Source organism: Flavobacterium sp. IMCC34518, assembly GCF_027111095.2.
Classification (GTDB): domain Bacteria; phylum Bacteroidota; class Bacteroidia; order Flavobacteriales; family Flavobacteriaceae; genus Flavobacterium; species Flavobacterium praedii.
Genome location: NZ_CP114284.2, coordinates 964,244 through 987,288, shown reverse-complemented (window position 1 = coordinate 987,288; position 23,045 = coordinate 964,244). Strand labels below are relative to the sequence as shown.

Genomic DNA, 23,045 nt, shown 5'->3' with positions numbered 1-23,045 from the left:
TTATCGTGCCTAGATGAGTATGAAATTTTAGTAAAAAAAAGACATGAGAAAAAGAGCGGCAAAGAAAAGACCACTTTTACCAGATCCAAGGTTTAATGACCAATTGGTAACACGTTTTGTGAATAACTTAATGTGGGATGGTAAGAAATCAACAGCTTTTAAAGTTTTTTATGATGCAATTGACATTATAGAGACTAAAAAGCAAGATGCAGAGAAACCTTCATTAGAAATTTGGAAAGATGCTTTAACAAATGTTATGCCTCACGTAGAAGTACGTAGTCGTAGAGTAGGTGGGGCTACATTTCAAATTCCAATGCAAATCAGACCAGATAGAAAAATTTCTATGGCTATGAAATGGTTGATTCTTTATTCAAGAAGAAGAAACGAAAAATCAATGGCACAAAGATTAGCTTCAGAATGTTTAGCTGCTGCTAAAGAAGAAGGGGCAGCTGTTAAGAAAAGAATGGATACTCACAAAATGGCAGAGGCTAACAAAGCATTCTCTCACTTTAGATTTTAATTCTTAAGAAATGGCTAGAGATCTTAAATATACAAGAAATATAGGAATTGCTGCTCACATTGATGCTGGTAAAACAACAACAACAGAGCGTATATTATTCTATACTGGAAAATCACACAAAATTGGTGAAGTACACGATGGTGCTGCAACAATGGACTGGATGGCACAAGAGCAAGAAAGAGGTATTACAATTACTTCTGCTGCTACTACTTGTGAATGGAATTTTCCAACTACACAAGGTAAAATTTTACCTGAAACATTACCTTATCACTTTAATATTATCGATACCCCGGGACACGTTGACTTTACAGTTGAAGTAAACCGTTCTTTGCGTGTACTTGATGGTTTGGTTTTCTTATTTAGCGCGGTTGATGGTGTTGAGCCACAATCAGAAACTAACTGGAGATTAGCAGATCAATACAGAGTACCGCGTATTGGATTTGTTAATAAAATGGATAGACAAGGATCTAACTTTTTGATGGTATGTCAACAAGTAAGAGATATGTTAAAATCAAATGCTGTTGCAATCACTTTGCCAATTGGTGAGGAAAATGATTTTAAAGGCGTTGTTGATTTGGTAAAGAATCAAGCTATAGTTTGGCATGAAGAAGGTTTAGGGGCTACTTATGATATTGTGCCTATTCCTGAAGATATGCTTGAAGAAGTAAAAGAATACAGATCAATTCTTATTGAAGCAGTTGCTGATTATGATGAGAATTTGCTTGAAAAATTCATGGAAGATGAAAACTCTATAACAGAGGAAGAAATCAACATTGCTTTAAGAGCTGCTGTAATGGATATGGCTATCATTCCTATGATTGCTGGTTCTTCTTTTAAAAACAAAGGGGTTCAATTCATGTTGGATGCAGTGTGTAAATACTTGCCGTCTCCAATGGATAAAGAAGGTATTACTGGTATTCATCCAGATGATGCTGAATTGCTTGAAGAAGATCAAACTAAAATATTGCGTAAGCCAGATGTTAAAGAGCCATTCGCTGCTTTAGCTTTTAAAATTGCTACTGACCCATTCGTAGGTCGTTTGGCTTTCTTCCGTGCTTACTCAGGACGTTTAGATGCAGGTTCTTATGTCTTGAACACTCGTTCTGGAAACAAAGAAAGAATTTCTCGTATCTACCAAATGCATGCTAACAAACAAAATCCAATCGAATATATCGAGGCGGGTGATATTGGGGCGGCTGTTGGATTTAAAGATATTAAAACTGGAGATACATTGTGTGATGAAAAACACCCTATTATTCTTGAGTCAATGAAATTTCCAGCGCCAGTAATTGGTATTGCTATTGAGCCTAAAACTAAGGCTGACGTAGATAAAATGGGTATGGCTTTGGCTAAATTAGCTGAAGAAGATCCAACATTTACAGTTAGAACTGATGAAGCTTCTGGTCAAACTATTATTTCTGGTATGGGTGAGCTTCACTTGGATATCTTGGTTGATAGGATGAGACGTGAATTTAAAGTTGAAGTAAACCAAGGTGAGCCTCAAGTTGAATACAAAGAAGCGTTTACTAAAAAAGCTCAACATAGAGAAACTTATAAGAAACAATCTGGAGGTCGTGGTAAATTCGGTGATATCGTATTTATTTTAGAGCCTGCTGATGAAGTTGATGGTAAAACTCCAGTTGGATTACAGTTTGTGAATTCTGTAAAAGGTGGTAACGTGCCAAAAGAGTATATTCCTTCTGTTGAAAAAGGTTTCCGTGAAGCTATGAAAACGGGTCCTTTAGCAGGATATCAAGTAGATAGTTTAAAAGTAACTTTATTAGACGGATCTTTTCACCCAGTCGATTCTGATGCTCTTTCGTTTGAATTAGCTGCTAGAATGGGTTATAGAGAAGTGGCTAAAGCTGCTGGAGCTGTAATACTTGAGCCAATCATGAAAATGGAAGTGATTACACCAGAAGAAAACATGGGAGATATCGTTGGTGATATTAACCGTCGTAGAGGTCAGGTGAATGATATGGGAGACAGAGCCGGTGCTAAAACTATTAAAGCTGATGTGCCTTTATCAGAAATGTTTGGATATGTTACTACATTAAGAACATTATCTTCTGGTAGAGCAACTTCAACAATGGAATTTTCACACTACGCTGAAACGCCTTCTAATATTTCGGAAGCAGTTATCAAAAAAGCAAAAGGAAACGCATAATCTTTAAGAAAATGAGTCAAAAAATCAGAATAAAATTAAAATCTTACGATCACATGTTGGTAGATAAGTCTGCTGAAAAGATTGTAAAAACGGTAAAAAGTACAGGTGCTGTTGTAACTGGTCCAATTCCATTACCTACACACAAAAAACTTTTTACAGTTCTACGTTCTCCACACGTTAACAAAAAAGCGAGAGAGCAATTTGAAGTAATGTCATATAAAAGATTAATTGACATTTATTCTTCTTCATCTAAAACTATTGATGCTTTAATGAAACTTGAATTGCCAAGTGGAGTTGAAGTTGAAATCAAAGTTTAAGTACTTTAAGAGTAAAAAGGAACGCTGTTTTTAAGCAAAAAATATTTTTTTGGTTTGTATGTAAATAAGTTATACATTTGCACCCATTAAAAAAATAGGATTTGCTTAAAAGCTGCGTTCTATATTTATATTTAATAATTAATAATTAATATTTATGTCTGGGTTAATTGGTAGAAAAATCGGCATGACTAGTATTTTCGACGAAAACGGGAAGAATATTCCTTGTACAGTAATCGAAGCTGGACCATGCGTTGTTACCCAAGTCAGAACCAAAGGTGTTGACGGGTACGAAGCGTTGCAACTTGGTTTCGATGACAAAAACGAGAAACATTCCACAAAAGCGGCTTTAGGTCACTTTAAAAAAGCGGGAACTGTAGCTAAGAAAAAAGTCGTTGAATTCCAAGATTTTGCAACAGAACAAAAATTAGGAGATCTTATTGATGTTTCTATTTTTTCTGAAGGAGAATTTGTAGATGTACAAGGTGTATCTAAAGGTAAAGGTTTTCAAGGGGTTGTAAAACGTCACGGTTTTGGTGGTGTTGGTCAAGCAACTCACGGTCAACATAACCGTTTAAGAGCGCCAGGTTCTGTAGGAGCTTCTTCTTATCCATCTAGAGTATTCAAAGGAATGCGTATGGCTGGAAGAATGGGAGGAGATAATGTAAAAGTTCAAAACCTTAGAGTTTTAAAAGTAGTTGCTGAAAAGAACCTACTTGTTATAAAAGGATGTGTTCCTGGATGTAACAACTCTTATGTAATCATTCAGAAGTAATGGAAGTAAAAGTATTAGATTTCAACGGAAAAGATACTGGAAGAAAAGTTCAACTTTCTGATTCAGTATATGCAATTGAGCCAAACAATCACGCAGTATATCTTGATGTTAAGCAATATCTTGCTAATCAAAGACAAGGAACGCACAAAGCGAAAGAAAGAGCTGAAGTAGCGGGAAGTACTCGTAAAATTAAAAAACAAAAAGGAACTGGTACTGCTCGTGCGGGTAGTGCAAAGAATCCATTGTTTAAAGGTGGTGGAACAGTTTTTGGACCAAGACCAAGAAGTTATTCATTCAAATTGAATAAAAGCTTAAAACGTCTTGCTAGAAAATCTGCTTTCTCTATTAAAGCAAAAGAGTCAAATATAATTGTACTTGAAGATTTTAATTTTGAAACGCCAAACACTAAAAATTTCATTAATGTTTTGAAAGCTTTAGAGTTAGAAAACAAAAAATCACTGTTCGTGTTGGGTGATACAAATAAAAATGTATATTTGTCCTCACGTAATTTAAAGGCGGCTAATGTTGTAAGTAGCTATGAATTAAGTACTTACGCTATTTTAAATGCTAATAATTTAGTGCTTTTAGAGAGTTCTTTGGAAGTAATTGAAGAAAATTTAAGTAAATAATAGGATATGAGCATCATAATTAAACCTATAGTAACGGAAAAAGTAACCAAAGAAAGTGAAGTTTTAAACCGTTTTGGATTCGTTGTTAACAAAAAAGCAAACAAAGTGCAAATTAAGAAAGCTATTGAAGCTGCTTATGGAGTTACTATTTTGAGTGTTAACACAATGAATGTAAGACCAGACAGAACTACAAAATACACTAAAAGTGGTTTAATCAGTGGAAAGACAAATGCTATTAAAAAAGCAATTGTACAAGTACAAGAAGGAGAAACAATTGATTTTTACAACAATATCTAAGATAAAATGTCAGTAAGAAAATTAAAACCTATTACCCCAGGTCAGCGATTTAGAGTTGTGAATGGTTATGACGCCATTACAACTGATAAGCCGGAACGCTCTTTGATAGCGCCGATAAAAAACTCTGGAGGTAGAAATAGTCAAGGAAAGATGACCATGCGTTATACGGGTGGTGGTCACAAGCAGAGATATCGTATTATTGATTTCAAACGTACAAAAGAAGGAATTCCAGCTACAGTGAAATCAATCGAATATGATCCAAATCGTACTGCCTTTATCGCTTTATTAGCTTATGCTGATGGTGAAAAAACTTATGTTATTGCTCAAAATGGATTGAAAGTTGGTCAGAAATTAGTTTCTGGTCCAGAATCTCAACCAGAAATTGGTAATACATTACCTTTAAGTAGAGTTCCACTTGGAACTGTTATTTCTTGTATCGAATTGAGACCAGGGCAAGGAGCTGTAATCGCTCGTTCTGCTGGAACATTTGCTCAATTAATGGCAAGAGATGGAAAATATGCAACAATTAAAATGCCTTCTGGAGAAACAAGATTAATCTTGTTAACTTGTTCGGCTACAATTGGAGCGGTTTCTAATTCAGATCACCAATTAGTTGTATCAGGAAAAGCTGGTAGAACAAGATGGTTAGGAAGAAGACCTAGAACAAGACCTGTTGCAATGAACCCTGTCGATCACCCAATGGGTGGTGGTGAAGGACGTTCTTCTGGTGGACATCCACGTTCAAGAAATGGAATACCAGCTAAAGGTTATAGAACTCGTTCTAAGAAAAACCCGAGTAACAAGTATATCGTAGAACGTAGAAAGAAATAATAAGATATGGCACGTTCATTAAAAAAAGGACCTTTCGTTCATTATAAGTTAGACAAGAAAGTTCAAGAAAACATTGCAGGTGGAAATAAAGGAGTTGTTAAGACATGGTCTAGAGCTTCTATGATTACTCCAGACTTTGTTGGACAAACTATCGCAGTTCATAACGGTCGTCAATTTGTACCAGTTTACGTAACAGAAAACATGGTAGGTCACAAATTAGGAGAATTTTCACCAACTAGATCTTTTAGAGGTCATGCTGGAGCAAAAAATAAAGGTAAAAAATAAGAAGCAATGGGAGTTCGTAAAAGAGAAACAGCAGATGCGAGAAAAGAGGCTAATAAGTCTTTAGCTTTCGCAAAATTGAATAACTGCCCTACTTCACCTAGAAAAATGCGCTTAGTAGCGGACTTGGTAAGAGGTCAGAAGGTAGAAAGAGCACTAAACATCTTGAGATTTAGTTCTAAAGAAGCTTCAAGAAAATTAGAGAAATTGGTTTTATCTGTTATTGCCAACTGGCAAGCAAAAAACCCTGAAGCTAATATGGAAGAAGCTGGTTTATTTGTTAAGGAAATCCGTGTAGATGGTGGAATGATGTTAAAAAGACTTCGTCCAGCTCCACAAGGAAGAGCACACAGAATAAGAAAACGTTCAAATCACGTAACAATCGTGTTAGGAGCTATCAATAACACACAAAGCAATTCTTAAGCAGCATGGGACAAAAGACAAATCCAATTGGAAATAGACTTGGTATCATCAGAGGATGGGACTCAAACTGGTATGGTGGAAATGATTATGGTGATAAACTTGCCGAAGATCATAAAATCAGAAAGTATATCCATGCTCGTTTATCAAAAGCAAGTGTATCAAAAGTGATTATTGAGAGAACTTTAAAACTTGTAACCGTTACTATCACTACTGCTAGACCTGGTATTATTATCGGAAAAGGTGGGCAAGAGGTAGACAAGTTGAAAGAAGAACTTAAAAAAATTACTGACAAAGAGGTTCAAATCAACATCTTTGAAATAAAAAGACCTGAACTTGACGCGTATCTAGTTGCTACAAGCATCTGTCGTCAAATCGAAAGCAGAATTTCTTACAGACGTGCAATCAAAATGGCTATTGCTGCTTCTATGCGTATGAATGCAGAAGGTATCAAAGTTTTGATTTCTGGACGTTTGAATGGTGCTGAGATGGCTCGTTCAGAAGGTTTCAAAGAAGGTAGAATTCCTCTATCAACTTTCAGAGCAGATATTGATTATGCGCTTGCAGAAGCTCACACTACTTATGGTAGAATGGGAATTAAAGTGTGGATCATGAAAGGTGAAGTTTATGGAAAGAGAGATCTTTCTCCGCTAGCAGGAATGGATAAAAAACAATCTGGTGGTGGTAAAGGTGGAGATTCTCCTAGAGGAGATAGAAAGCCTTTTAATAAAGGTGGTAAACCAGACGCTCGTAAACGAAAGTAAATTTTTAAACTAAAAAAAAATGTTACAGCCTAAAAGAACAAAATACCGTAAGGTACAAAAAGGTAAAATGAAAGGAAATTCTCAAAGAGGACATGAACTTTCTAATGGAATGTTTGGTATTAAATCTGTACATGAAGATGGAATGTTCTTAACCTCTCGTCAAATCGAAGCTGCGCGTATTGCTGCAACTCGTTTTATGAAAAGAGAAGGACAATTATGGATCAAAATATTTCCAGACAAACCTATCACTAAGAAGCCTCTTGAGGTACGTATGGGTAAAGGTAAAGGTGCAGTTGAGTATTGGGCTGCCGTTGTTAAACCCGGAAGAATAATGTTTGAAGTTGGAGGAGTACCTTTGTCAGTTGCAAAAGAGGCGTTACGTCTTGCGGCTCAAAAACTTCCAGTAAAAACTAAATTCGTTGTTGCTAGAGATTTCGAAGCATAATCTATATTATATTATGAAACAATCAGAAATAAAAGATCTTTCTGCAGCAGAGTTGCAAGAAAAACTTAGCCAGACTAAGAAGGCATATGCCGACCTAAAAATGGCTCACGCTATTTCACCAATTGAGAATCCGCTTCAAATTAGAGGTGTAAGAAGAACAGTTGCAAGATTAGCTACGGAACTTACTAAAAGAGAATTACAATAATTCTGCTGAAAGATGGAAGAAAAAAGAAATTTAAGAAAAGAAAGAGTTGGGGTTGTTACTTCAAACAAAATGGATAAATCCATTGTTGTTGCTCAAGTAACAAAAGTAAAACACCCATTATACGGTAAGTTTGTGTTGAAAACAAAGAAATTTGTAGCACATGACGAAACAAACGACTGTAACATTGGAGATACTGTAAGAATTAGCGAAACGCGTCCTTTGAGTAAATCAAAATGTTGGAGATTAGTTGAAATCCTAGAAAGAGCTAAATAATTATGGTACAACAAGAATCAAGACTAAAAGTAGCAGATAACACGGGAGCAAAAGAAGTTTTAACTATTCGTGTTTTAGGAGGTACCAAAAGAAGGTATGCCTCTGTTGGAGACAAGATTGTAGTATCTATAAAAGACGCAACACCTAACGGAAACGTTAAAAAAGGTGCTGTTTCAACTGCAGTTGTTGTACGTACCAAAAAAGAAGTGAGAAGAGCTGATGGTTCTTATATCCGTTTCGATGATAATGCATGTGTTCTTTTGAATGCTGCAGGTGAAATGAGAGGAACTCGTGTTTTTGGTCCGGTAGCAAGAGAACTTCGTGAAAAACAATTCATGAAAATTGTATCATTAGCACCAGAAGTGCTTTAATTCGTTTTAAGATGATAAAGCTAAAAATAAAATCAGGAGACATCGTAAGAGTAATTGCTGGAGACCATAAAGGAGCTGAAGGTAAAGTTTTACGTGTTTACCGTGAGAAAAACAAAGCAATTGTTGAAGGTGTAAACATGGTTTCTAAACATACGAAACCTAGTGCAAAAAGCCCTCAAGGTGGTATTGTAAAGAAAGAAGCTTCTATTCAAATCTCTAACATCTCTTTAATAGATCCTAAAACTAAGGAAACAACAAGAGTAGGTATTAGAGTTGAAGGAGATAAGAAAGTAAGATTTTCAAAAAAATCTAATCAAGTACTATAGTAATGGCATATATACCTAGACTAAAAGAAGAATATAAGAGTAGAGTTATCTCTGCTCTTAAAGAAGAATTCGGTTACACAAACGTAATGCAAGTTCCTAAATTGGAAAAAATCGTTTTGAGTAAGGGAGTTGGTGCAGCAGTATCTGATAAAAAATTGATTGACTATGCAGTTGATGAATTGACAAAGATAACTGGACAAAAAGCAGTATCTACAATCTCAAAGAAAGACGTTGCGTCATTCAAATTGAGAAAAGGAATGCCTATTGGAGCAAAAGTTACTTTGCGCGGTGAAAGAATGTATGAGTTTTTAGATAGACTTATAACTTCAGCGTTACCACGTGTTAGAGATTTCAGTGGTATTAAAGCAACTGGTTTTGATGGTAGAGGAAATTATAATTTAGGTGTTTTAGAGCAAATCATTTTCCCGGAAATTGATATTGACAAAGTAAATAAAATATCTGGAATGGATATTTCTTTTGTAACCACTGCAAAAACAGACAAAGAAGCAAAGTCATTGTTGGCTGAATTAGGTTTACCTTTTAAAAAGAATTAAGATATGGCTAAAGAATCAATGAAAGCCCGTGAGGTTAAGAGAGAAAAAACGGTTGTTAAGTATGCTGAGAAAAGAAAAGCTTTGTTAGAAGCTGGAGATTTCGTAGGTTTGCAGAAATTACCGAAAAATGCTTCACCAGTACGTTTGCACAATCGTTGCAAATTGACAGGTAGACCAAGAGGGTATATGCGTCAATTCGGTATTTCACGTGTAACATTTCGTGAAATGGCTAATAATGGACTAATACCAGGTGTTAAAAAAGCATCTTGGTAGAAAAATATTCAGACGTGAGTAATCACGTCTGTTTTTCACATTTATAAACTGGTTTCAGGTTCAATTACGTTTAATTGAAAACCGTTACCGCAAATCAATACATATGTATACAGATCCTATTGCAGATTATTTGACGAGAGTTAGAAACGCTGTGGCTGCAAACCACAAAGTTGTCGAAATTCCAGCATCTAATTTAAAAAAAGAAATAACAAAGATCTTATTTGATCAAGGTTATATCTTAAGTTACAAATTTGAAGACAACTCTGTACAGGGTTCAATCAAAATTGCTTTGAAGTATGATAAAGATACCAAAGAGCCTGTAATTAAAGATATCCAAAGAATTAGTAAACCAGGTTTACGTAAGTACGCAGGTGCTTCTAAAATACCAAGAATCCTTAATGGATTAGGAATTGCTATTGTTTCAACTTCAAAAGGGTTGATGACAGGAAAACAAGCCAAGCAATTAAATGTAGGAGGAGAAGTAATTTGTTACGTATACTAATTTTAAAGACTATATAAGATGTCAAGAATAGGTAAAAGCCCAGTAACAATACCTGCTGGAGTAACTGTTACAGTTGCAGATGGTATTATTACAGTAAAAGGAAAAAACGGTCAGCTTACACAGGAGTTCTCGGACGTAACTGTTACAGTTGAAGGAGATCAAGTTCAAGTTGAAAGATCTTCTGATCATAAAGACCAAAGAGCAAAACACGGATTGTATAGATCTTTGATTAATAACATGGTTATTGGTGTTACAGAAGGTTTTACAAAATCTTTAGAATTGGTAGGAGTTGGTTATAGAGCTTCAAATCAAGGTCAAAAGTTAGATTTGGCACTTGGGTTCTCTCACAATATTATTTTAGAAGTAGCTCCAGAGGTAACACTTGAAACTATTTCTGAAAAAGGAAAAAACCCAATTGTAAAATTAACATCATTAGATAAACAACTTTTAGGTCAAATTGCGGCTAAAATTAGAGGTTTCCGTAAACCAGAACCATATAAAGGAAAAGGTGTTAAATTTGTAGGTGAAGTATTAAGAAGAAAAGCAGGTAAATCAGCTTAAAAAATAAGATTATGTCATTAACAAAACCTGAAAGAAGACAACGAATTAGATTCAGAATTAGAAAAACGATTAGTGGTACTGCTACTAATCCAAGACTATCTGTATTTAGAAGTAACAAGGAAATTTACGCTCAATTAATTGATGATGTAAACGGAGTTACTTTATTGGCTGCTTCTTCAAGAGAAAAAGAAATAGGAAAAGGTACGAATATTGAAGTAGCAACTGCAGTTGGGAAACTAGTAGCAGAAAAAGCTTTAAAAGCTGGTATAGATGTAGTAACATTCGATAGAGGAGGTTATTTATATCACGGTCGTATTAAATCATTAGCGGAAGGCGCGAGAGCGGCTGGACTTAAATTCTAATATAGTATGTCTAATAGTAAATACAAGAATGTAGAGCTAGTAAAACCAAGTGGTCTTGAATTAAAAGATCGTTTGGTAAGTGTAAATCGTGTTACTAAAGTTACAAAAGGTGGTAGAGCTTTCGGTTTTTCTGCAATTGTAGTCGTAGGTGATGAAAATGGAGTAGTTGGACATGGATTAGGAAAATCTAAAGATGTTTCTGAAGCAATTGCGAAAGCAGTGGAAGATGCAAAGAAAAATTTAGTAAAAATTCCTTTGAATGGACAATCTGTTCCTCACGAACAAAAAGGTAAATTTGGTGGTGCACGTGTATTCTTAATTCCTGCTTCTCATGGTACAGGAGTTATTGCTGGTGGAGCTGTTCGTTCAGTTCTTGAATCAGTTGGGATTCATGATGTATTATCTAAATCACAAGGATCTTCAAATCCTCACAACGTGGTAAAAGCAACTTTTGATGCTTTATTACAAATGAGAAGTGCTTATACAGTTGCAAAACAAAGAGGCGTTTCTTTAGAAAAAGTTTTTAAAGGTTAATTCAAGGAAATTATGGCTAAATTATTAGTAAAACAAGTTAGAAGCAAAATTAACTGTCCTCTTACTCAAAAAAGAGGTTTGGAAGCTTTAGGTCTACGTAAAATGGGACAAGTTGTAGAGCATGATTCAAATCCTACAATCCTTGGGATGATAAATAAAGTTAAACACTTAGTTTCTGTTGAAGAAGCTAAATAACAAATACTGTTATGAATTTAAGTAACTTACAACCTGCTGAGGGTTCTACACACAATCAAAATAAAAGATTAGGTAGAGGTGAAGGTTCTGGTAAAGGTGGTACTTCTGCAAGAGGTCACAAAGGAGCAAAATCTCGTTCTGGTTATTCTAAAAAGATTGGTTTTGAAGGTGGTCAAATGCCACTTCAAAGACGTGTACCTAAGTTTGGTTTCACTAACATCAATCGTAAAGAATACGAAGGTGTTAATCTTGATACTCTTCAATTATTAGTTGATAATGGAGTAATTACAGATACTGTTGATATGACAGTTTATGTAGCTAATCGTCTTGCTACCAAAAATGAAATCGTTAAGATTTTAGGTAGAGGAGAATTGACAGCAAAATTAAAAGTAACTGCTCACAAATTTACTGCTACTGCAAAAGCTGCTATTGAAGCTGCTGGTGGAGAGGCTGTAATCATGTAATTTTTCAATTAAGATGAAGAAATTTATTGAATCAATAAGTAATGTTTGGAAAATAGAAGAACTAAAAAATAGAATTCTTATTACTTTAGGTCTACTTCTTGTTTATCGTTTTGGTGCCCATGTTACACTTCCTGGAATTGACGCAACTCAATTGACTGGATTAGCTGGACAGACAAAAAATGGATTAGGATCTATTCTAGACATGTTTACCGGAGGTGCATTTTCTAAAGCTTCAGTTTTTGCTTTGGGTATTATGCCTTATATTTCTGCATCTATTGTTGTGCAACTTATGGGAATTGCTATTCCTTATTTGCAAAAACTTCAAAGCGATGGAGAGAGTGGTAGAAAAAAAATCAATCAAATTACCCGTTGGTTAACTATTGTTATTACTTTAGTACAAGGACCAACTTATATCTACAATCTTTATAGAACTTTACCTAGTTCAGCATTTTTATTAGGGTTTAATTCTTTTGAATTTTTGTTTTCTTCAGTTGTTATTCTAGTTACTGGTACAATTTTTGCCATGTGGTTAGGAGAAAAAATTACTGATAAGGGAATTGGAAATGGTATCTCCCTTTTAATTATGGTTGGTATTTTAGCTAGATTGCCACAAGCTTTTATGCAAGAGTTTACAACAAGAGTTACTAATAACAACGGAGGGCCAATGTTATTGGTTATCGAAATTATTATTTGGTTACTTGTTATTATTTCTTGTGTGTTATTAGTAATGGCAATAAGAAAGATCCCAGTACAGTATGCGCGTCGTACAACATCTGGTGATTTTGAGCAAGATATGATGGGTGGTAACAGACAATGGATACCATTAAAGCTTAATGCATCTGGTGTAATGCCAATTATATTTGCACAAGCTATTATGTTTATACCTGCAGCTGTTGCTGGTTTGTCTAAATCAGATGCATCTCAAACTATTGTTGGTGCTTTTAGTAATATGTTTGGATTTTGGTATAATTTAGTTTTTGCGACTTTAATTGTTGTTTTTACTTTCTTTTATACTGCAATTACAGTACCTACTAACAAAATGTCTGATGATTTAAAGAGAAGCGGTGGTTTTATTCCTGGTGTTAGACCTGGGGCTGAAACTTCTGATTATCTTGATAAAGTGATGTCTTTGATAACTTTTCCAGGATCTTTATTTCTTGCTTTGATAGCTGTGTTCCCAGCAATTGTTGTAAGTCTTATGGATGTTCAACAATCTTGGGCTATGTTTTTTGGAGGGACTTCATTGATAATTATGGTTGGAGTTGCAATTGATACAATTCAACAAATCAATTCATACTTGTTGAATAAACATTATGATGGTTTGATGAAAAGTGGTAAAAATAGAAAAGCAGTAGCTTAACTTATGGCAAAACAATCAGCAATAGAACAAGACGGATCTATCATCGAAGCATTATCAAATGCGATGTTCCGTGTAGAGTTAGAAAATGGACATATTGTAATTGCTCATATTTCTGGAAAAATGCGAATGCATTATATCAAGTTATTACCTGGTGATAAAGTGAAACTAGAAATGAGTCCTTATGATTTGTCAAAAGCAAGAATTACTTATAGATATTAAAGGATATTCACTATGAAAGTTAGAGCATCAGTAAAAAAGAGAAGTCCCGAGTGCAAAATTGTACGTAGAAAAGGGAGATTGTACGTAATAAACAAAAAGAATCCTAGATTTAAACAAAGACAAGGATAATTATGGCAAGAATAGCAGGGGTAGATATCCCAAAAAATAAGAGAGGTGTTATAGCACTTACCTACATCTTTGGATTAGGAAAAAGTAGAGCTATTGAGATTTTAGAAAAAGCTCAAGTTAGCCAAGACAAAAAAGTTCAAGATTGGAATGATGACGAAATCGGAGCAATTCGTGAAGCGGTATCAACTTTCAAAATTGAAGGAGAATTACGTTCAGAAGTTTCTTTAAACATCAAACGTTTAATGGATATTGGTTGTTATAGAGGTATCCGTCATAGATCTGGTCTACCATTAAGAGGACAAAGAACTAAAAACAACTCTAGAACAAGAAAAGGTAAAAGAAAAACTGTTGCGAACAAGAAAAAAGCAACTAAATAATAAGTAATATGGCTAAAGCAACTGCAAAAAAACGTAAAGTTATCGTTGAATCAACGGGAGAAGCTCATATTTCTGCTACCTTCAATAACATCATTATTTCTTTGACAAACAAAAAAGGTGAAGTTATTTCTTGGTCTTCAGCTGGTAAAATGGGTTTTAGAGGTTCTAAAAAGAATACTCCATACGCAGCTCAAATGGCAGCAGAAGATTGTAGTAAAGTAGCTCTTGAGGCTGGACTTAAAAAAGTAAAAGTATATGTAAAAGGACCAGGAAATGGACGTGAGTCTGCAATCCGTTCTTTGCATAATGGTGGGATTGAAGTGACTGAGATTATCGATGTTACTCCTATGCCGCATAATGGTTGTCGTCCTCCAAAAAGACGTAGAGTTTAATACTCAAATTTAATAATAGTATAACCTAGATTGAAAATAGATTATCGAAGGATAAGACCTGAATTCATAATCTCAATCTTAAACAATTTAAAATGGCAAGATATACTGGTCCTAGTACAAGAATCGCTCGTAAATTTGGCGAAGCGATTTTCGGAGACGATAAAGCTTTCGAAAAAAGAAATTATCCACCTGGTCAACACGGGATGGCTAAAAAAAGAGGAAAAAAATCTGAATATGCTGTTCAATTAATGGAAAAGCAAAAAGCTAAATATTCTTATGGAATTTTAGAAAAACAATTCAGAAATTTATTCGAAAAAGCATCAGCTACAAAAGGTGTAACTGGTGAAGTTTTGTTACAATTGTGTGAAGCAAGATTAGACAATGTGGTTTTTAGAATGGGAATTGCTCCAACTAGAAGAGGTGCTCGTCAAATCGTTTCTCACCGTCACATTACTGTAAACGGAGAAAATGTAAATATTCCTTCTTATCACTTGAAACCAGGTGATGTAGTAGGTGTTCGTGAAAAATCTAAATCTATAGAGGCTATCGAACGTTCTTTATCAAATTCTAGTCATGTTTATGAGTGGATTACTTGGAATAATGAAACTAAATCAGGTACTTTTGTAACTGTTCCTGCAAGACTTCAAATTCCAGAAAACATCAAAGAACAATTAATCGTAGAGTTGTACAACAAATAATAATTGACTTAGTCGAAATTTATGGCAATATTTAATTTTCAGAAGCCCGATAAAGTTATCATGATCGATTCAACCGATTTTGAAGGTAAGTTTGAATTCAGACCTTTAGAACCAGGTTACGGATTGACCGTTGGTAATGCACTTAGAAGAGTTTTGCTTTCAGCATTAGAAGGTTATGCAATTACATCTGTTCGTATAGAAGGTGTAGATCATGAGTTTTCTACTATTTCAGGAGTTGTTGAAGACGTTACCGAAATTATCCTTAATCTTAAACAAGTGCGTTTCAAACGTCAAATTGAAGATATCGATAATGAAGCAGTTACAATATCTGTTTCCGGTAAAGATCAATTAACAGCTGGTGATTTTCAAAAATTTATTTCCGGTTTCCAAGTTTTGAATCCAGAACTTGTTATCTGTAATTTAGATAGTAAAATTAAACTGAATTTCGATTTAACAATCGAAAAAGGTAGAGGATATGTTCCTGCTGAAGAGAACAAAAAACAGAATGCTGCAATAGGAACTATTTTTACTGACTCAATTTTTACTCCTGTGAAAAATGTGAAGTATGCAATTGAAAACTTCCGTGTAGAGCAAAAAACAGATTATGAAAAATTGGTTTTTGAAATAAAAACTGATGGTTCAATTAATCCAAAGGATGCTCTTACTGAAGCTGCAAAAGTTTTAATTCATCATTTCATGTTGTTTTCTGATGAAAGAATTACACTAGAGGCTGACGAAATTGCACAAACAGAATCTTATGACGAAGAGTCATTGCATATGAGACAACTGCTTAAAACTAAGCTTGTTGATATGGATCTTTCTGTTAGAGCATTAAATTGTTTGAAAGCGGCTGAAGTTGATACACTTGGTGATTTAGTATCGTTCAATAAAAATGACCTAATGAAATTTCGTAATTTCGGAAAAAAATCTTTAACGGAGCTAGATGAATTAGTTGCGATTAAGAATTTGACCTTCGGAATGGATTTAGCAAAATACAAACTAGATAAAGAATAATCTAATCCCGCTTGCGGGGTTAAATTTCATAAAGCAATGAGACACGGAAAAAAATTCAATCACTTAAGCAGACAGACAGCTCATAGAAGTTCTATGTTAGCTAATATGGCTTGTTCTCTTATTGAGCACAAACGTATTAATACTACTGTTGCTAAAGCTAAAGCGCTTAAACAATTTGTTGAGCCGCTTATAACAAAATCAAAATCAGATACTACTCACAATCGTCGTATCGTTTTTGCTTACTTACGTAGTAAATATGCAGTAACTGACTTGTTCAGAGATGTAGCAGCTAAAGTAGGTGACCGCCCAGGAGGATACACTCGTATCATTAAAGTTGGAAATCGTTTAGGAGATAATGCTGATATGGCAATGATCGAATTAGTTGATTTCAATGAACTTTATAATGGAGGTAAAAAAGAAGTTAAAAAAGCAAAAAGCCGTCGTGGTGGAAAAGCTAAAAAAGCAGATGAGGCTACTGAGGCTCCTGCTGCTGAGGCTGAATCAACTGATACTGCTGAATAATTATGAGAATAATTATTTGATAATAATTAAGGATAAACTATTTATAGTTTATCCTTTTTTTTTGATTTTATTTTTAGTTAAAATTGTAGATTCTCTTTTTTTTTGTTTTACTGTTTAAAATGGTTTTTTCTTTTTTTAAACATTTTATTAATTTTTTGTTAAGCTACTCTGTAGAGTATTAATTTGTATTAATTATTACTAAAAAACGTTGCATCCACTGTTTTAAACAATTAAATTTGCACAATATTTAAAATACACATGAAATATACAACACGAAAACGCGCTATTCTTCTATTAAGTGACGGAACCATATTCCACGGTAAATCTATCGGAATTAATGGAAAAACATTTGGTGAAGTTTGTTTTAATACTGGTATGACAGGATATCAAGAGATTTTTACAGATCCTTCTTATTTTGGTCAATTGATGGTAGCTACAAATGCCCATATAGGAAATTATGGTGTTAATGATAAGGAAGTTGAATCTAGTAGTATAAAAATTGCTGGTTTAGTTTGTAAAAATTTTAGTTTTAGTTATTCTAGGGTAGATTCCTCAGGAAGTTTAGAAGATTATTTTATAAAACAAAATTTAATTTGCATTTCAGATGTTGATACACGAGCATTAGTTAGTTACATTCGTGAGCATGGAGCTATGAATGCTGTTATCTGTACTGATGAGACGCCTGTTAATGAGTTGAAAGAGTTGTTATCTAAAGTGCCAGATATGAAGGGTTTGGAGTTGGCATCAAAGGTGTCTACATTAGAGCCTTATTATTATGGTGATGAAAAATCTACCTATAAAATTGCAGCTTTAGATTTAGGAATTAAAGAGAATATACTTCGTAATTTTGCTAAAAGAGATTGTTACATTAAAGTTTTCCCTTACAATTCTTCTTATCGAGAATTAGCAGCTTTTAATCCAGATGGTTTTTTCTTGTCTAACGGGCCTGGTGATCCTGATCCTTTGGATAGTGCAATACAGGTAGCAAAGGAAATTCTTCAAAATAATAAGCCATTATTTGGTATTTGTTTAGGGCATCAAGTAATAGCTTTAGCTAATGGAGTTTCTACATTCAAAATGTTTAACGGTCATAGAGGAATAAATCATCCTGTACAGAATATTATTACAGGAAAAGGAGAGATTACTTCTCAAAATCATGGTTTTGCAGTAAATAAAGAAGAGTTAATTAATCATCCAGATTTAGAAATAACACATTTACATTTAAATGATGGAACTGTAGCAGGGATGAAAATGAAAAATATGAATTGTTTTTCAGTGCAATATCACCCAGAAGCGAGTCCAGGTCCGCACGATTCTTCTTATCTTTTTGATCAGTTTATCGAAAACATGAAAACAGTATAAGACTAAAACGTTATCGTTAATAAAAAAATATATATTAACGTTTTCAGAATAAAGACTTGTGAATTATTTTGCTTAATTTTGAGTAAAATACAAATTAATAACATAAAAAATAAGAATAATGAGTATTATTATTAAAATTCACGCAAGACAAATTTTTGATTCTAGAGGTAATCCTACAGTAGAAGTTGATGTAATTACTGAAAATGGTGTCTTAGGACGTGCTGCTGTTCCTTCAGGGGCTTCTACGGGAGAACACGAAGCACATGAACTTCGTGATGGAGGGAAAGCTTTTCTAGGAAAAGGAGTTTTGAAAGCGGTTGAAAATGTAAATACTAAAATTGCTGAAGAATTAGTTGGAACTTCTGTTTTCGAACAAAATCTTATAGATCAAATGATGATTGACTTGGATGGTACTGCAACTAAATCTAATTTGGGAGCAAATGCTATCTTAGGAGTTTCTTTGGCAGTTGCTAAAGCAGCAGCAGAAGAGTTAGGATTGCCTTTGTATAGATATGTAGGTGGTGTTTCTGCTAATACATTGCCTTTACCGATGATGAATATCATCAATGGAGGATCTCATTCTGATGCCCCTATCGCTTTTCAAGAATTTATGATTATGCCAGTAAAAGCGACTTCTTTTGCACAGGCTTTACAAATGGGTACTGAAATTTTCCATAACCTTAAAAAAGTGTTACACGATAGAAATCTTTCTACTGCTGTAGGTGATGAAGGTGGATTTGCTCCAACTTTGGCTGGAGGAACAGAGGATGCTTTAGATACTATAAAAAAAGCTGTTGAAATGGCAGGATATACTTTCGGAGACGAAATTATGATTGCTTTAGATTGTGCTTCTGCGGAATTCTATGTAAATGGTAAATATGATTATTCTAAGTTTGAAGGGCCAACTGGTAAAGTTAGAACATCTGCTGAACAAGTTGAGTATTTGTCAGAACTAGTTTCTAAATATCCAATTATTTCTATCGAAGATGGAATGGATGAAAATGACTGGGATGGTTGGAAAATGTTGACTGATAAAATCGGTCACAAAGTACAATTAGTAGGTGATGATTTGTTTGTTACTAATGTAAATCGTTTGTCAACAGGTATAGAAAAAGGTATTGCTAATTCTATTTTAGTAAAAGTAAACCAAATTGGTACTTTGTCTGAAACAATTGCAGCAGTAAATATGGCTAAAAATGCTGGTTATACATCTGTAATGTCTCACCGTTCAGGAGAAACTGAAGATTATACTATTGCTGATTTAGCAGTTGCTTTAAACTGTGGGCAAATTAAAACAGGTTCTGCTTCTCGTTCTGATCGTATGGCAAAATACAATCAATTACTAAGAATTGAAGAAGAATTAGGTAATTCAGCTTATTTTCCTGGAAAAAAAGCTTTTAAAATAAAGTAATTTTAATAGTTTTATAATAATTAAGCCATTCGTCTTTGATGAATGGCTTTTTTTTTAATATTTAACAAATTCGATGATCAATTAGTTTTTAAATTAATGGGAATTCCTTAGATTTGATAAATTATAAATTAAATTTTATTTCATTAAAAAATATGTCAAAAATAGCAATATTAGAAATAGATGGTAATAAGTTTGAGCTTCCAGTAATAATTGGAAGTGAAAATGAAGCTGCCGTTGATATTAGTAAATTACGGGATATGTCTGGTGTGATTACTCTTGATCCTGGTTATAAGAATTCTGGTGCATGTAAAAGTGAAATTACCTTTTTGGATGGAGAACTTGGGATTTTACGTTACAGAGGGTATTCAATTGAGGAATTAGCCGAAAAATCACATTTTTTAGAAGTTTCTTATTTAATTATTTTTGGAGAATTACCTTCTGCTGAACGATTGGAACAGTTTGAAAATGATATTAGAAAATTCACATTGGTTAGTGAAGAGATGAAGATTATTTTAGACGGTTTTCCAAGAACTGCTCACCCAATGGGAGTTTTGTCTGCTTTGACTAGTGCATTGACAGCTTTTAATCCTAAATCTGTAGATGCAGATAATGCAAAAGACATGTATGATGCAGTTTGTAAAACGATTGCCAAATTCTTAGTTATTGCTACTTGGACATATAGAAAAAGCATGGGGTATCCATTGAATTATTATGATAATACAATAGGATATGTTGAAAACTTTATGAATTTAATGTTTAAATTGCCTACGGGGCCTTACACAGCAAATCCTGTTGTTATTGATGCATTAGATAAATTATTTATTCTTCATGCTGATCATGAACAAAACTGTTCGACTTCGACGGTAAGGATGGTAGGTTCTTCACACGCTGGACTTTTTGCTTCTATTTCTGCTGGAGTATCTGCATTATGGGGACCACTTCATGGTGGTGCAAATCAAGCTGTACTTGAGATGTTGGAAGAAATTCATGCTAATGGAGGAGATGCTGATAAGTATTTGGCAAAAGCAAAAGATAAAAATGATCCTTTTAGATTGATGGGATTTGGTCATAGAGTTTACAAAAACTTTGACCCAAGAGCAAAAATAATCAAAAAAGCGGCAGATGAAGTGCTTTCAACTTTGGGAGTAAACGATCCTATTTTAGACATTGCAAAAAAATTAGAAGTTGCAGCATTAGAAGATGAGTATTTCAAATCAAGAAATTTATATCCAAATGTAGATTTTTATTCTGGAATTATTTATAGAGCTTTAGGAATTCCAACAGATATGTTTACTGTATTGTTTGCAATTGGTAGATTGCCAGGTTGGATTGCACAATGGAAAGAGATGAGAGAAAATAAAGAACCAATAGGAAGACCAAGACAGATATATACTGGTTATCCTTTAAGAGAATATGTTAAATCATAAAACTTAAATAGTTTATCAAAGCTTCACTTTACGGTGGAGCTTTTTTTTTTATCTTTGGCAAAAGTTTAAAAAAAATGCTAGAATTAAACATAAAAAATGAAACTTCAAGATTGAAGGCAGTAGTGTTGGGTTCTGCTATAAATAATGGGCCAACACCGAAAGCTGAAGAAGCTTACGACCCTAAATCTTTAGAGCATATTTTAGCCAATACATATCCTATTGAAGCAGATATGGTTGTTGAAATGGAGGCTTTTAACTCGGTATTTCAAAAATATGGTGTAACAGTTTTACGTCCAGAGATGATTGAAAATTACAATCAAATTTTCACAAGGGATATTGGCTTTGTCATAGATGATATTTTTATTAAATCAAATATTTTACCGGATCGAGAACGAGAATTAGATGCCATTCAATATGTAATTGATCAAATTGATCCTTCAAAAGTAGTTCGTCCACCGGATGAAGTTCATATTGAAGGTGGAGATGTTATGCTTTGGAATGATTATATTTTTGTAGGAACATACAAAGGCAGTGATTATGCGAGTTATGTTACTGCAAGAACCAATTGGCAAGGAGTTGATTTTTTAAAAGAGCTATTCCCAAATAAAATTGTCAAAGAATTTGATTTGGTGAAATCAAAAATAGAAGCTCGTGATAATGCTTTGCATCTGGATTGCTGTTTTCAACCAGTTGGAAAAGATAAAGGTATTATTTATAAAAGTGGATTTAGAGAAGAAGCAGATTATATGTTTTTGGTAGATCTTTTTGGAAAAGAAAATTTATTCCATATTACACGAGACGAAATGTATAATATGAACTCGAATGTGTTTTCTATTGATGCAAATGTTGTTGTTTCTGAAAAGAATTTTACAAGATTAAATAATTGGCTGCGATCAAATGGTTTTGTAGTAGAAGAGATTCCATATTCTGAAATTGCTAAGCAAGAAGGTTTGCTCCGTTGTTCTACTTTGCCATTAATAAGAGATTAAAATTTTTGTTTTAGGTTTAAAGTCTTAATTCTTGAGCTTTAAACTTTAAATCTGAAGCTTTTAACTTAAAAAAAATAACATGAAACAAACAACAAACTCCATTTTGATGATTCGGCCAGTAGCATTCCGTATGAATGAGCAAACGGCAGTAAATAATTATTATCAAAAAGTTTTAGATGGTCTTATGCCAGCCACTGTAAATGCAAAAGCGCAACAGGAATTTGATGTTTTTGTTGAAAAGCTTCGAGCAGTTGGTGTTGATGTAACTGTAGTTGATGATCGAGAAAATTCGGATACACCAGACAGTATTTTTCCTAATAATTGGATTTCATTTCATGAGAATGGAGACGTAGCTCTATATCCTATGTTTGCAGAGAATCGCCGACTAGAGCGACGTGAAGATATTTTAGACATTTTGGAAGAGAAAGGGTTTGTGATCGAAAATATTATGGATTATACTTCTGCGGAAGAAGATGGTTTTTTCTTAGAAGGAACAGGAAGTGTTGTACTAGATAGAGAAAATGGTAAAGCTTATTGTGCGCTATCCCCTCGAGCCGATGAAGAATTGTTTATTGAATTTTGTGAAGACTTTGAATTTACTCCTGTAATTTTTGAGGCTTTTCAAACGGTTGATAAGGAACGAAAACTGATTTACCATACTAATGTGATGATGTGTTTGGGAGAAACATTTGCTGTTATTTGTGCTGATTGTATTGACGACAAAAAAGAACGAAAAATGGTTTTGGACAGTCTAAAAGGAGATGAAAAAGAAGTGATTCTTATTACCGAAGACCAAGTAAATAATTTTGCTGGAAATATGCTTGAAGTCAAAGGAACTGACGAAAGAAGGTATCTAGTAATGAGTGCATCTGCTCATCAAAGTTTGACTAAAAAACAAATCGCTCAATTAGAAGAGCATGTAACAATTTTAAGTTCAAGTCTTGATACTATTGAGGCATGTGGTGGAGGAAGTGCTCGCTGTATGATGGCAGAGATTTTCTTACCGAGAGAATAAAAAATTGATTCTAAAGAATAATCCAAATTCCAAATGTTATATAACCTGGAATTTGGATTTTTTTGT

36 protein-coding genes are annotated in these 23,045 nt (G+C 34.0%); all 36 read left to right on the top strand.

Features of this window, described 5'->3' with window-relative positions; genetic code table 11:
• The first annotated feature begins 43 nt into the window (after window positions 1-43).
• The 36 genes from rpsG to OZP06_RS04230 all read left to right on the top strand — a co-directional run bounded on the left by rpsG (window position 44) and on the right by OZP06_RS04230 (window position 22,979).
• The gene (rpsG, locus tag OZP06_RS04405) at window positions 44-520 is read left to right on the top strand and encodes a 30S ribosomal protein S7 (RefSeq protein WP_143391055.1); all 477 of its coding nucleotides are present in this window, start codon (window positions 44-46) and stop codon (window positions 518-520) included.
• A 10-nt stretch (window positions 521-530) separates the two neighbouring features.
• A complete protein-coding gene (fusA, locus tag OZP06_RS04400) occupies window positions 531-2,687 on the top strand; it encodes an elongation factor G (RefSeq protein ID WP_281238819.1) in 2,157 nt (718 codons plus the stop codon).
• A gap of 11 nt (window positions 2,688-2,698) precedes the next feature.
• Window positions 2,699-3,004 carry a 30S ribosomal protein S10 gene (gene rpsJ / locus OZP06_RS04395; protein WP_011963470.1) on the top strand — a complete coding sequence of 102 codons (306 nt, stop codon included), beginning with the start codon at window positions 2,699-2,701 and terminating at the stop codon, window positions 3,002-3,004.
• A gap of 154 nt (window positions 3,005-3,158) precedes the next feature.
• Entirely contained in the window at window positions 3,159-3,776 is a 618-nt protein-coding gene (rplC, locus tag OZP06_RS04390; protein ID WP_132065672.1) for a 50S ribosomal protein L3, read from the top strand.
• On the top strand, window positions 3,776-4,405 hold the full coding sequence (rplD, locus tag OZP06_RS04385) for a 50S ribosomal protein L4 (RefSeq protein ID WP_116761843.1): 630 nt from the start codon (window positions 3,776-3,778) through the stop codon (window positions 4,403-4,405). The genes rplC and rplD overlap by 1 nt, the downstream gene beginning before the upstream one ends.
• 6 nt (window positions 4,406-4,411) lie before the next feature.
• Entirely contained in the window at window positions 4,412-4,702 is a 291-nt protein-coding gene (gene rplW, locus OZP06_RS04380) for a 50S ribosomal protein L23 (protein WP_269223826.1), read from the top strand.
• Window positions 4,703-4,708: 6 nt separating this feature from the next.
• On the top strand, window positions 4,709-5,533 hold the full coding sequence (gene rplB, locus OZP06_RS04375; RefSeq protein ID WP_035668122.1) for a 50S ribosomal protein L2: 825 nt from the start codon (window positions 4,709-4,711) through the stop codon (window positions 5,531-5,533).
• Between the two features lie 6 nt (window positions 5,534-5,539).
• Window positions 5,540-5,818 carry a 30S ribosomal protein S19 gene (rpsS, locus tag OZP06_RS04370; protein ID WP_007136562.1) on the top strand — a complete coding sequence of 93 codons (279 nt, stop codon included), beginning with the start codon at window positions 5,540-5,542 and terminating at the stop codon, window positions 5,816-5,818.
• Window positions 5,819-5,824: 6 nt separating this feature from the next.
• Window positions 5,825-6,238, top strand: a complete 414-nt coding sequence (gene rplV / locus OZP06_RS04365; RefSeq protein ID WP_035668120.1) for a 50S ribosomal protein L22 — start codon at window positions 5,825-5,827, stop codon at window positions 6,236-6,238.
• A gap of 5 nt (window positions 6,239-6,243) precedes the next feature.
• A complete protein-coding gene (rpsC, locus tag OZP06_RS04360) occupies window positions 6,244-6,999 on the top strand; it encodes a 30S ribosomal protein S3 (protein ID WP_269223825.1) in 756 nt (251 codons plus the stop codon).
• 19 nt (window positions 7,000-7,018) lie between these two features.
• On the top strand, window positions 7,019-7,444 hold the full coding sequence (gene rplP / locus OZP06_RS04355) for a 50S ribosomal protein L16 (RefSeq protein WP_007803637.1): 426 nt from the start codon (window positions 7,019-7,021) through the stop codon (window positions 7,442-7,444).
• Window positions 7,445-7,457: 13 nt separating this feature from the next.
• Complete coding sequence (gene rpmC / locus OZP06_RS04350; RefSeq protein ID WP_026707011.1) at window positions 7,458-7,649, top strand: 50S ribosomal protein L29; 192 nt, start codon at window positions 7,458-7,460, stop codon at window positions 7,647-7,649.
• Between the two features lie 12 nt (window positions 7,650-7,661).
• Window positions 7,662-7,922, top strand: a complete 261-nt coding sequence (gene rpsQ / locus OZP06_RS04345) for a 30S ribosomal protein S17 (RefSeq protein ID WP_026707010.1) — start codon at window positions 7,662-7,664, stop codon at window positions 7,920-7,922.
• Window positions 7,923-7,924: 2 nt separating this feature from the next.
• Entirely contained in the window at window positions 7,925-8,293 is a 369-nt protein-coding gene (gene rplN / locus OZP06_RS04340; protein WP_007803649.1) for a 50S ribosomal protein L14, read from the top strand.
• Between the two features lie 11 nt (window positions 8,294-8,304).
• A complete protein-coding gene (rplX, locus tag OZP06_RS04335; protein WP_035668111.1) occupies window positions 8,305-8,619 on the top strand; it encodes a 50S ribosomal protein L24 in 315 nt (104 codons plus the stop codon).
• Between the two features lie 2 nt (window positions 8,620-8,621).
• Entirely contained in the window at window positions 8,622-9,173 is a 552-nt protein-coding gene (gene rplE, locus OZP06_RS04330) for a 50S ribosomal protein L5 (protein ID WP_077377755.1), read from the top strand.
• 3 nt (window positions 9,174-9,176) lie between these two features.
• Window positions 9,177-9,446 (top strand): 30S ribosomal protein S14, encoded by a 270-nt coding sequence (gene rpsN / locus OZP06_RS04325; protein WP_116761851.1) that lies wholly within the window; start codon window positions 9,177-9,179, stop codon window positions 9,444-9,446.
• Window positions 9,447-9,549: 103 nt separating this feature from the next.
• A complete protein-coding gene (gene rpsH, locus OZP06_RS04320) occupies window positions 9,550-9,948 on the top strand; it encodes a 30S ribosomal protein S8 (RefSeq protein WP_100433328.1) in 399 nt (132 codons plus the stop codon).
• An 18-nt stretch (window positions 9,949-9,966) separates the two neighbouring features.
• On the top strand, window positions 9,967-10,509 hold the full coding sequence (gene rplF / locus OZP06_RS04315; protein ID WP_269223824.1) for a 50S ribosomal protein L6: 543 nt from the start codon (window positions 9,967-9,969) through the stop codon (window positions 10,507-10,509).
• Between the two features lie 11 nt (window positions 10,510-10,520).
• A complete protein-coding gene (rplR, locus tag OZP06_RS04310) occupies window positions 10,521-10,871 on the top strand; it encodes a 50S ribosomal protein L18 (RefSeq protein WP_116761858.1) in 351 nt (116 codons plus the stop codon).
• Between the two features lie 6 nt (window positions 10,872-10,877).
• Complete coding sequence (gene rpsE / locus OZP06_RS04305) at window positions 10,878-11,405, top strand: 30S ribosomal protein S5 (protein ID WP_035668102.1); 528 nt, start codon at window positions 10,878-10,880, stop codon at window positions 11,403-11,405.
• Between the two features lie 12 nt (window positions 11,406-11,417).
• The gene (gene rpmD, locus OZP06_RS04300) at window positions 11,418-11,600 is read left to right on the top strand and encodes a 50S ribosomal protein L30 (protein WP_027310825.1); all 183 of its coding nucleotides are present in this window, start codon (window positions 11,418-11,420) and stop codon (window positions 11,598-11,600) included.
• An 11-nt stretch (window positions 11,601-11,611) separates the two neighbouring features.
• Window positions 11,612-12,064 (top strand): 50S ribosomal protein L15, encoded by a 453-nt coding sequence (rplO, locus tag OZP06_RS04295; protein WP_264566657.1) that lies wholly within the window; start codon window positions 11,612-11,614, stop codon window positions 12,062-12,064.
• Between the two features lie 13 nt (window positions 12,065-12,077).
• Window positions 12,078-13,424 (top strand): preprotein translocase subunit SecY, encoded by a 1,347-nt coding sequence (secY, locus tag OZP06_RS04290; protein ID WP_281238821.1) that lies wholly within the window; start codon window positions 12,078-12,080, stop codon window positions 13,422-13,424.
• Window positions 13,425-13,427: 3 nt separating this feature from the next.
• Window positions 13,428-13,643, top strand: a complete 216-nt coding sequence (infA, locus tag OZP06_RS04285) for a translation initiation factor IF-1 (protein WP_007136545.1) — start codon at window positions 13,428-13,430, stop codon at window positions 13,641-13,643.
• A 12-nt stretch (window positions 13,644-13,655) separates the two neighbouring features.
• Complete coding sequence (gene ykgO / locus OZP06_RS04280) at window positions 13,656-13,772, top strand: type B 50S ribosomal protein L36 (protein ID WP_008992256.1); 117 nt, start codon at window positions 13,656-13,658, stop codon at window positions 13,770-13,772.
• A 2-nt stretch (window positions 13,773-13,774) separates the two neighbouring features.
• Window positions 13,775-14,149 (top strand): 30S ribosomal protein S13, encoded by a 375-nt coding sequence (gene rpsM / locus OZP06_RS04275; protein ID WP_073018962.1) that lies wholly within the window; start codon window positions 13,775-13,777, stop codon window positions 14,147-14,149.
• Between the two features lie 8 nt (window positions 14,150-14,157).
• A complete protein-coding gene (gene rpsK / locus OZP06_RS04270; protein WP_024981527.1) occupies window positions 14,158-14,541 on the top strand; it encodes a 30S ribosomal protein S11 in 384 nt (127 codons plus the stop codon).
• A gap of 92 nt (window positions 14,542-14,633) precedes the next feature.
• Window positions 14,634-15,239 carry a 30S ribosomal protein S4 gene (rpsD, locus tag OZP06_RS04265; protein ID WP_281238822.1) on the top strand — a complete coding sequence of 202 codons (606 nt, stop codon included), beginning with the start codon at window positions 14,634-14,636 and terminating at the stop codon, window positions 15,237-15,239.
• A gap of 21 nt (window positions 15,240-15,260) precedes the next feature.
• The gene (locus OZP06_RS04260; protein ID WP_269223822.1) at window positions 15,261-16,253 is read left to right on the top strand and encodes a DNA-directed RNA polymerase subunit alpha; all 993 of its coding nucleotides are present in this window, start codon (window positions 15,261-15,263) and stop codon (window positions 16,251-16,253) included.
• A gap of 36 nt (window positions 16,254-16,289) precedes the next feature.
• A complete protein-coding gene (gene rplQ, locus OZP06_RS04255; protein ID WP_269223821.1) occupies window positions 16,290-16,775 on the top strand; it encodes a 50S ribosomal protein L17 in 486 nt (161 codons plus the stop codon).
• A 258-nt stretch (window positions 16,776-17,033) separates the two neighbouring features.
• Window positions 17,034-18,137 (top strand): glutamine-hydrolyzing carbamoyl-phosphate synthase small subunit, encoded by a 1,104-nt coding sequence (carA, locus tag OZP06_RS04250; RefSeq protein WP_269223820.1) that lies wholly within the window; start codon window positions 17,034-17,036, stop codon window positions 18,135-18,137.
• A gap of 118 nt (window positions 18,138-18,255) precedes the next feature.
• Entirely contained in the window at window positions 18,256-19,548 is a 1,293-nt protein-coding gene (gene eno / locus OZP06_RS04245; RefSeq protein WP_281238824.1) for a phosphopyruvate hydratase, read from the top strand.
• A gap of 152 nt (window positions 19,549-19,700) precedes the next feature.
• A complete protein-coding gene (locus tag OZP06_RS04240) occupies window positions 19,701-20,975 on the top strand; it encodes a citrate synthase (protein ID WP_269223818.1) in 1,275 nt (424 codons plus the stop codon).
• 74 nt (window positions 20,976-21,049) lie between these two features.
• Window positions 21,050-21,964 (top strand): arginine deiminase family protein, encoded by a 915-nt coding sequence (locus OZP06_RS04235; protein ID WP_269223817.1) that lies wholly within the window; start codon window positions 21,050-21,052, stop codon window positions 21,962-21,964.
• Between the two features lie 79 nt (window positions 21,965-22,043).
• Window positions 22,044-22,979, top strand: coding sequence for an arginine deiminase-related protein (locus OZP06_RS04230; protein ID WP_269223816.1), 936 nt, complete (start codon window positions 22,044-22,046; stop codon window positions 22,977-22,979).
• The last annotated feature ends 66 nt before the right edge of the window (window positions 22,980-23,045 follow it).

Bases quoted from the DNA above. Each gene is read 5' to 3' on its own strand.
- rpsG (WP_143391055.1), top strand. From the start codon at position 44: ATGAGAAAAAGAGCGGCAAAGAAAAGACCACTTTTACCAGATCCAAGG.
- rpsN (WP_116761851.1), top strand. From the start codon at position 9,177: ATGGCTAAAGAATCAATGAAAGCCCGTGAGGTTAAGAGAGAAAAAACG.
- rpmC (WP_026707011.1), top strand. From the start codon at position 7,458: ATGAAACAATCAGAAATAAAAGATCTTTCTGCAGCAGAGTTGCAAGAA.
- secY (WP_281238821.1), top strand. From the start codon at position 12,078: ATGAAGAAATTTATTGAATCAATAAGTAATGTTTGGAAAATAGAAGAA.
- rplX (WP_035668111.1), top strand. From the start codon at position 8,305: ATGATAAAGCTAAAAATAAAATCAGGAGACATCGTAAGAGTAATTGCT.
- rpsD (WP_281238822.1), top strand. From the start codon at position 14,634: ATGGCAAGATATACTGGTCCTAGTACAAGAATCGCTCGTAAATTTGGC.
- ykgO (WP_008992256.1), top strand. From the start codon at position 13,656: ATGAAAGTTAGAGCATCAGTAAAAAAGAGAAGTCCCGAGTGCAAAATT.
- fusA (WP_281238819.1), top strand. From the start codon at position 531: ATGGCTAGAGATCTTAAATATACAAGAAATATAGGAATTGCTGCTCAC.
- rplB (WP_035668122.1), top strand. From the start codon at position 4,709: ATGTCAGTAAGAAAATTAAAACCTATTACCCCAGGTCAGCGATTTAGA.
- OZP06_RS04260 (WP_269223822.1), top strand. From the start codon at position 15,261: ATGGCAATATTTAATTTTCAGAAGCCCGATAAAGTTATCATGATCGAT.
- rpsS (WP_007136562.1), top strand. From the start codon at position 5,540: ATGGCACGTTCATTAAAAAAAGGACCTTTCGTTCATTATAAGTTAGAC.
- OZP06_RS04240 (WP_269223818.1), top strand. From the start codon at position 19,701: ATGTCAAAAATAGCAATATTAGAAATAGATGGTAATAAGTTTGAGCTT.
- rpsH (WP_100433328.1), top strand. From the start codon at position 9,550: ATGTATACAGATCCTATTGCAGATTATTTGACGAGAGTTAGAAACGCT.
- rplF (WP_269223824.1), top strand. From the start codon at position 9,967: ATGTCAAGAATAGGTAAAAGCCCAGTAACAATACCTGCTGGAGTAACT.
- rplR (WP_116761858.1), top strand. From the start codon at position 10,521: ATGTCATTAACAAAACCTGAAAGAAGACAACGAATTAGATTCAGAATT.
- rplE (WP_077377755.1), top strand. From the start codon at position 8,622: ATGGCATATATACCTAGACTAAAAGAAGAATATAAGAGTAGAGTTATC.
- rpsM (WP_073018962.1), top strand. From the start codon at position 13,775: ATGGCAAGAATAGCAGGGGTAGATATCCCAAAAAATAAGAGAGGTGTT.
- rpsC (WP_269223825.1), top strand. From the start codon at position 6,244: ATGGGACAAAAGACAAATCCAATTGGAAATAGACTTGGTATCATCAGA.
- rpsE (WP_035668102.1), top strand. From the start codon at position 10,878: ATGTCTAATAGTAAATACAAGAATGTAGAGCTAGTAAAACCAAGTGGT.
- carA (WP_269223820.1), top strand. From the start codon at position 17,034: ATGAAATATACAACACGAAAACGCGCTATTCTTCTATTAAGTGACGGA.
- rplW (WP_269223826.1), top strand. From the start codon at position 4,412: ATGAGCATCATAATTAAACCTATAGTAACGGAAAAAGTAACCAAAGAA.
- rplO (WP_264566657.1), top strand. From the start codon at position 11,612: ATGAATTTAAGTAACTTACAACCTGCTGAGGGTTCTACACACAATCAA.
- rplD (WP_116761843.1), top strand. From the start codon at position 3,776: ATGGAAGTAAAAGTATTAGATTTCAACGGAAAAGATACTGGAAGAAAA.
- OZP06_RS04235 (WP_269223817.1), top strand. From the start codon at position 21,050: ATGCTAGAATTAAACATAAAAAATGAAACTTCAAGATTGAAGGCAGTA.
- infA (WP_007136545.1), top strand. From the start codon at position 13,428: ATGGCAAAACAATCAGCAATAGAACAAGACGGATCTATCATCGAAGCA.
- rpsK (WP_024981527.1), top strand. From the start codon at position 14,158: ATGGCTAAAGCAACTGCAAAAAAACGTAAAGTTATCGTTGAATCAACG.
- rpmD (WP_027310825.1), top strand. From the start codon at position 11,418: ATGGCTAAATTATTAGTAAAACAAGTTAGAAGCAAAATTAACTGTCCT.
- rplN (WP_007803649.1), top strand. From the start codon at position 7,925: ATGGTACAACAAGAATCAAGACTAAAAGTAGCAGATAACACGGGAGCA.
- eno (WP_281238824.1), top strand. From the start codon at position 18,256: ATGAGTATTATTATTAAAATTCACGCAAGACAAATTTTTGATTCTAGA.
- rplQ (WP_269223821.1), top strand. From the start codon at position 16,290: ATGAGACACGGAAAAAAATTCAATCACTTAAGCAGACAGACAGCTCAT.
- rplV (WP_035668120.1), top strand. From the start codon at position 5,825: ATGGGAGTTCGTAAAAGAGAAACAGCAGATGCGAGAAAAGAGGCTAAT.
- rplC (WP_132065672.1), top strand. From the start codon at position 3,159: ATGTCTGGGTTAATTGGTAGAAAAATCGGCATGACTAGTATTTTCGAC.
- rpsQ (WP_026707010.1), top strand. From the start codon at position 7,662: ATGGAAGAAAAAAGAAATTTAAGAAAAGAAAGAGTTGGGGTTGTTACT.
- rplP (WP_007803637.1), top strand. From the start codon at position 7,019: ATGTTACAGCCTAAAAGAACAAAATACCGTAAGGTACAAAAAGGTAAA.
- rpsJ (WP_011963470.1), top strand. From the start codon at position 2,699: ATGAGTCAAAAAATCAGAATAAAATTAAAATCTTACGATCACATGTTG.
- OZP06_RS04230 (WP_269223816.1), top strand. From the start codon at position 22,044: ATGAAACAAACAACAAACTCCATTTTGATGATTCGGCCAGTAGCATTC.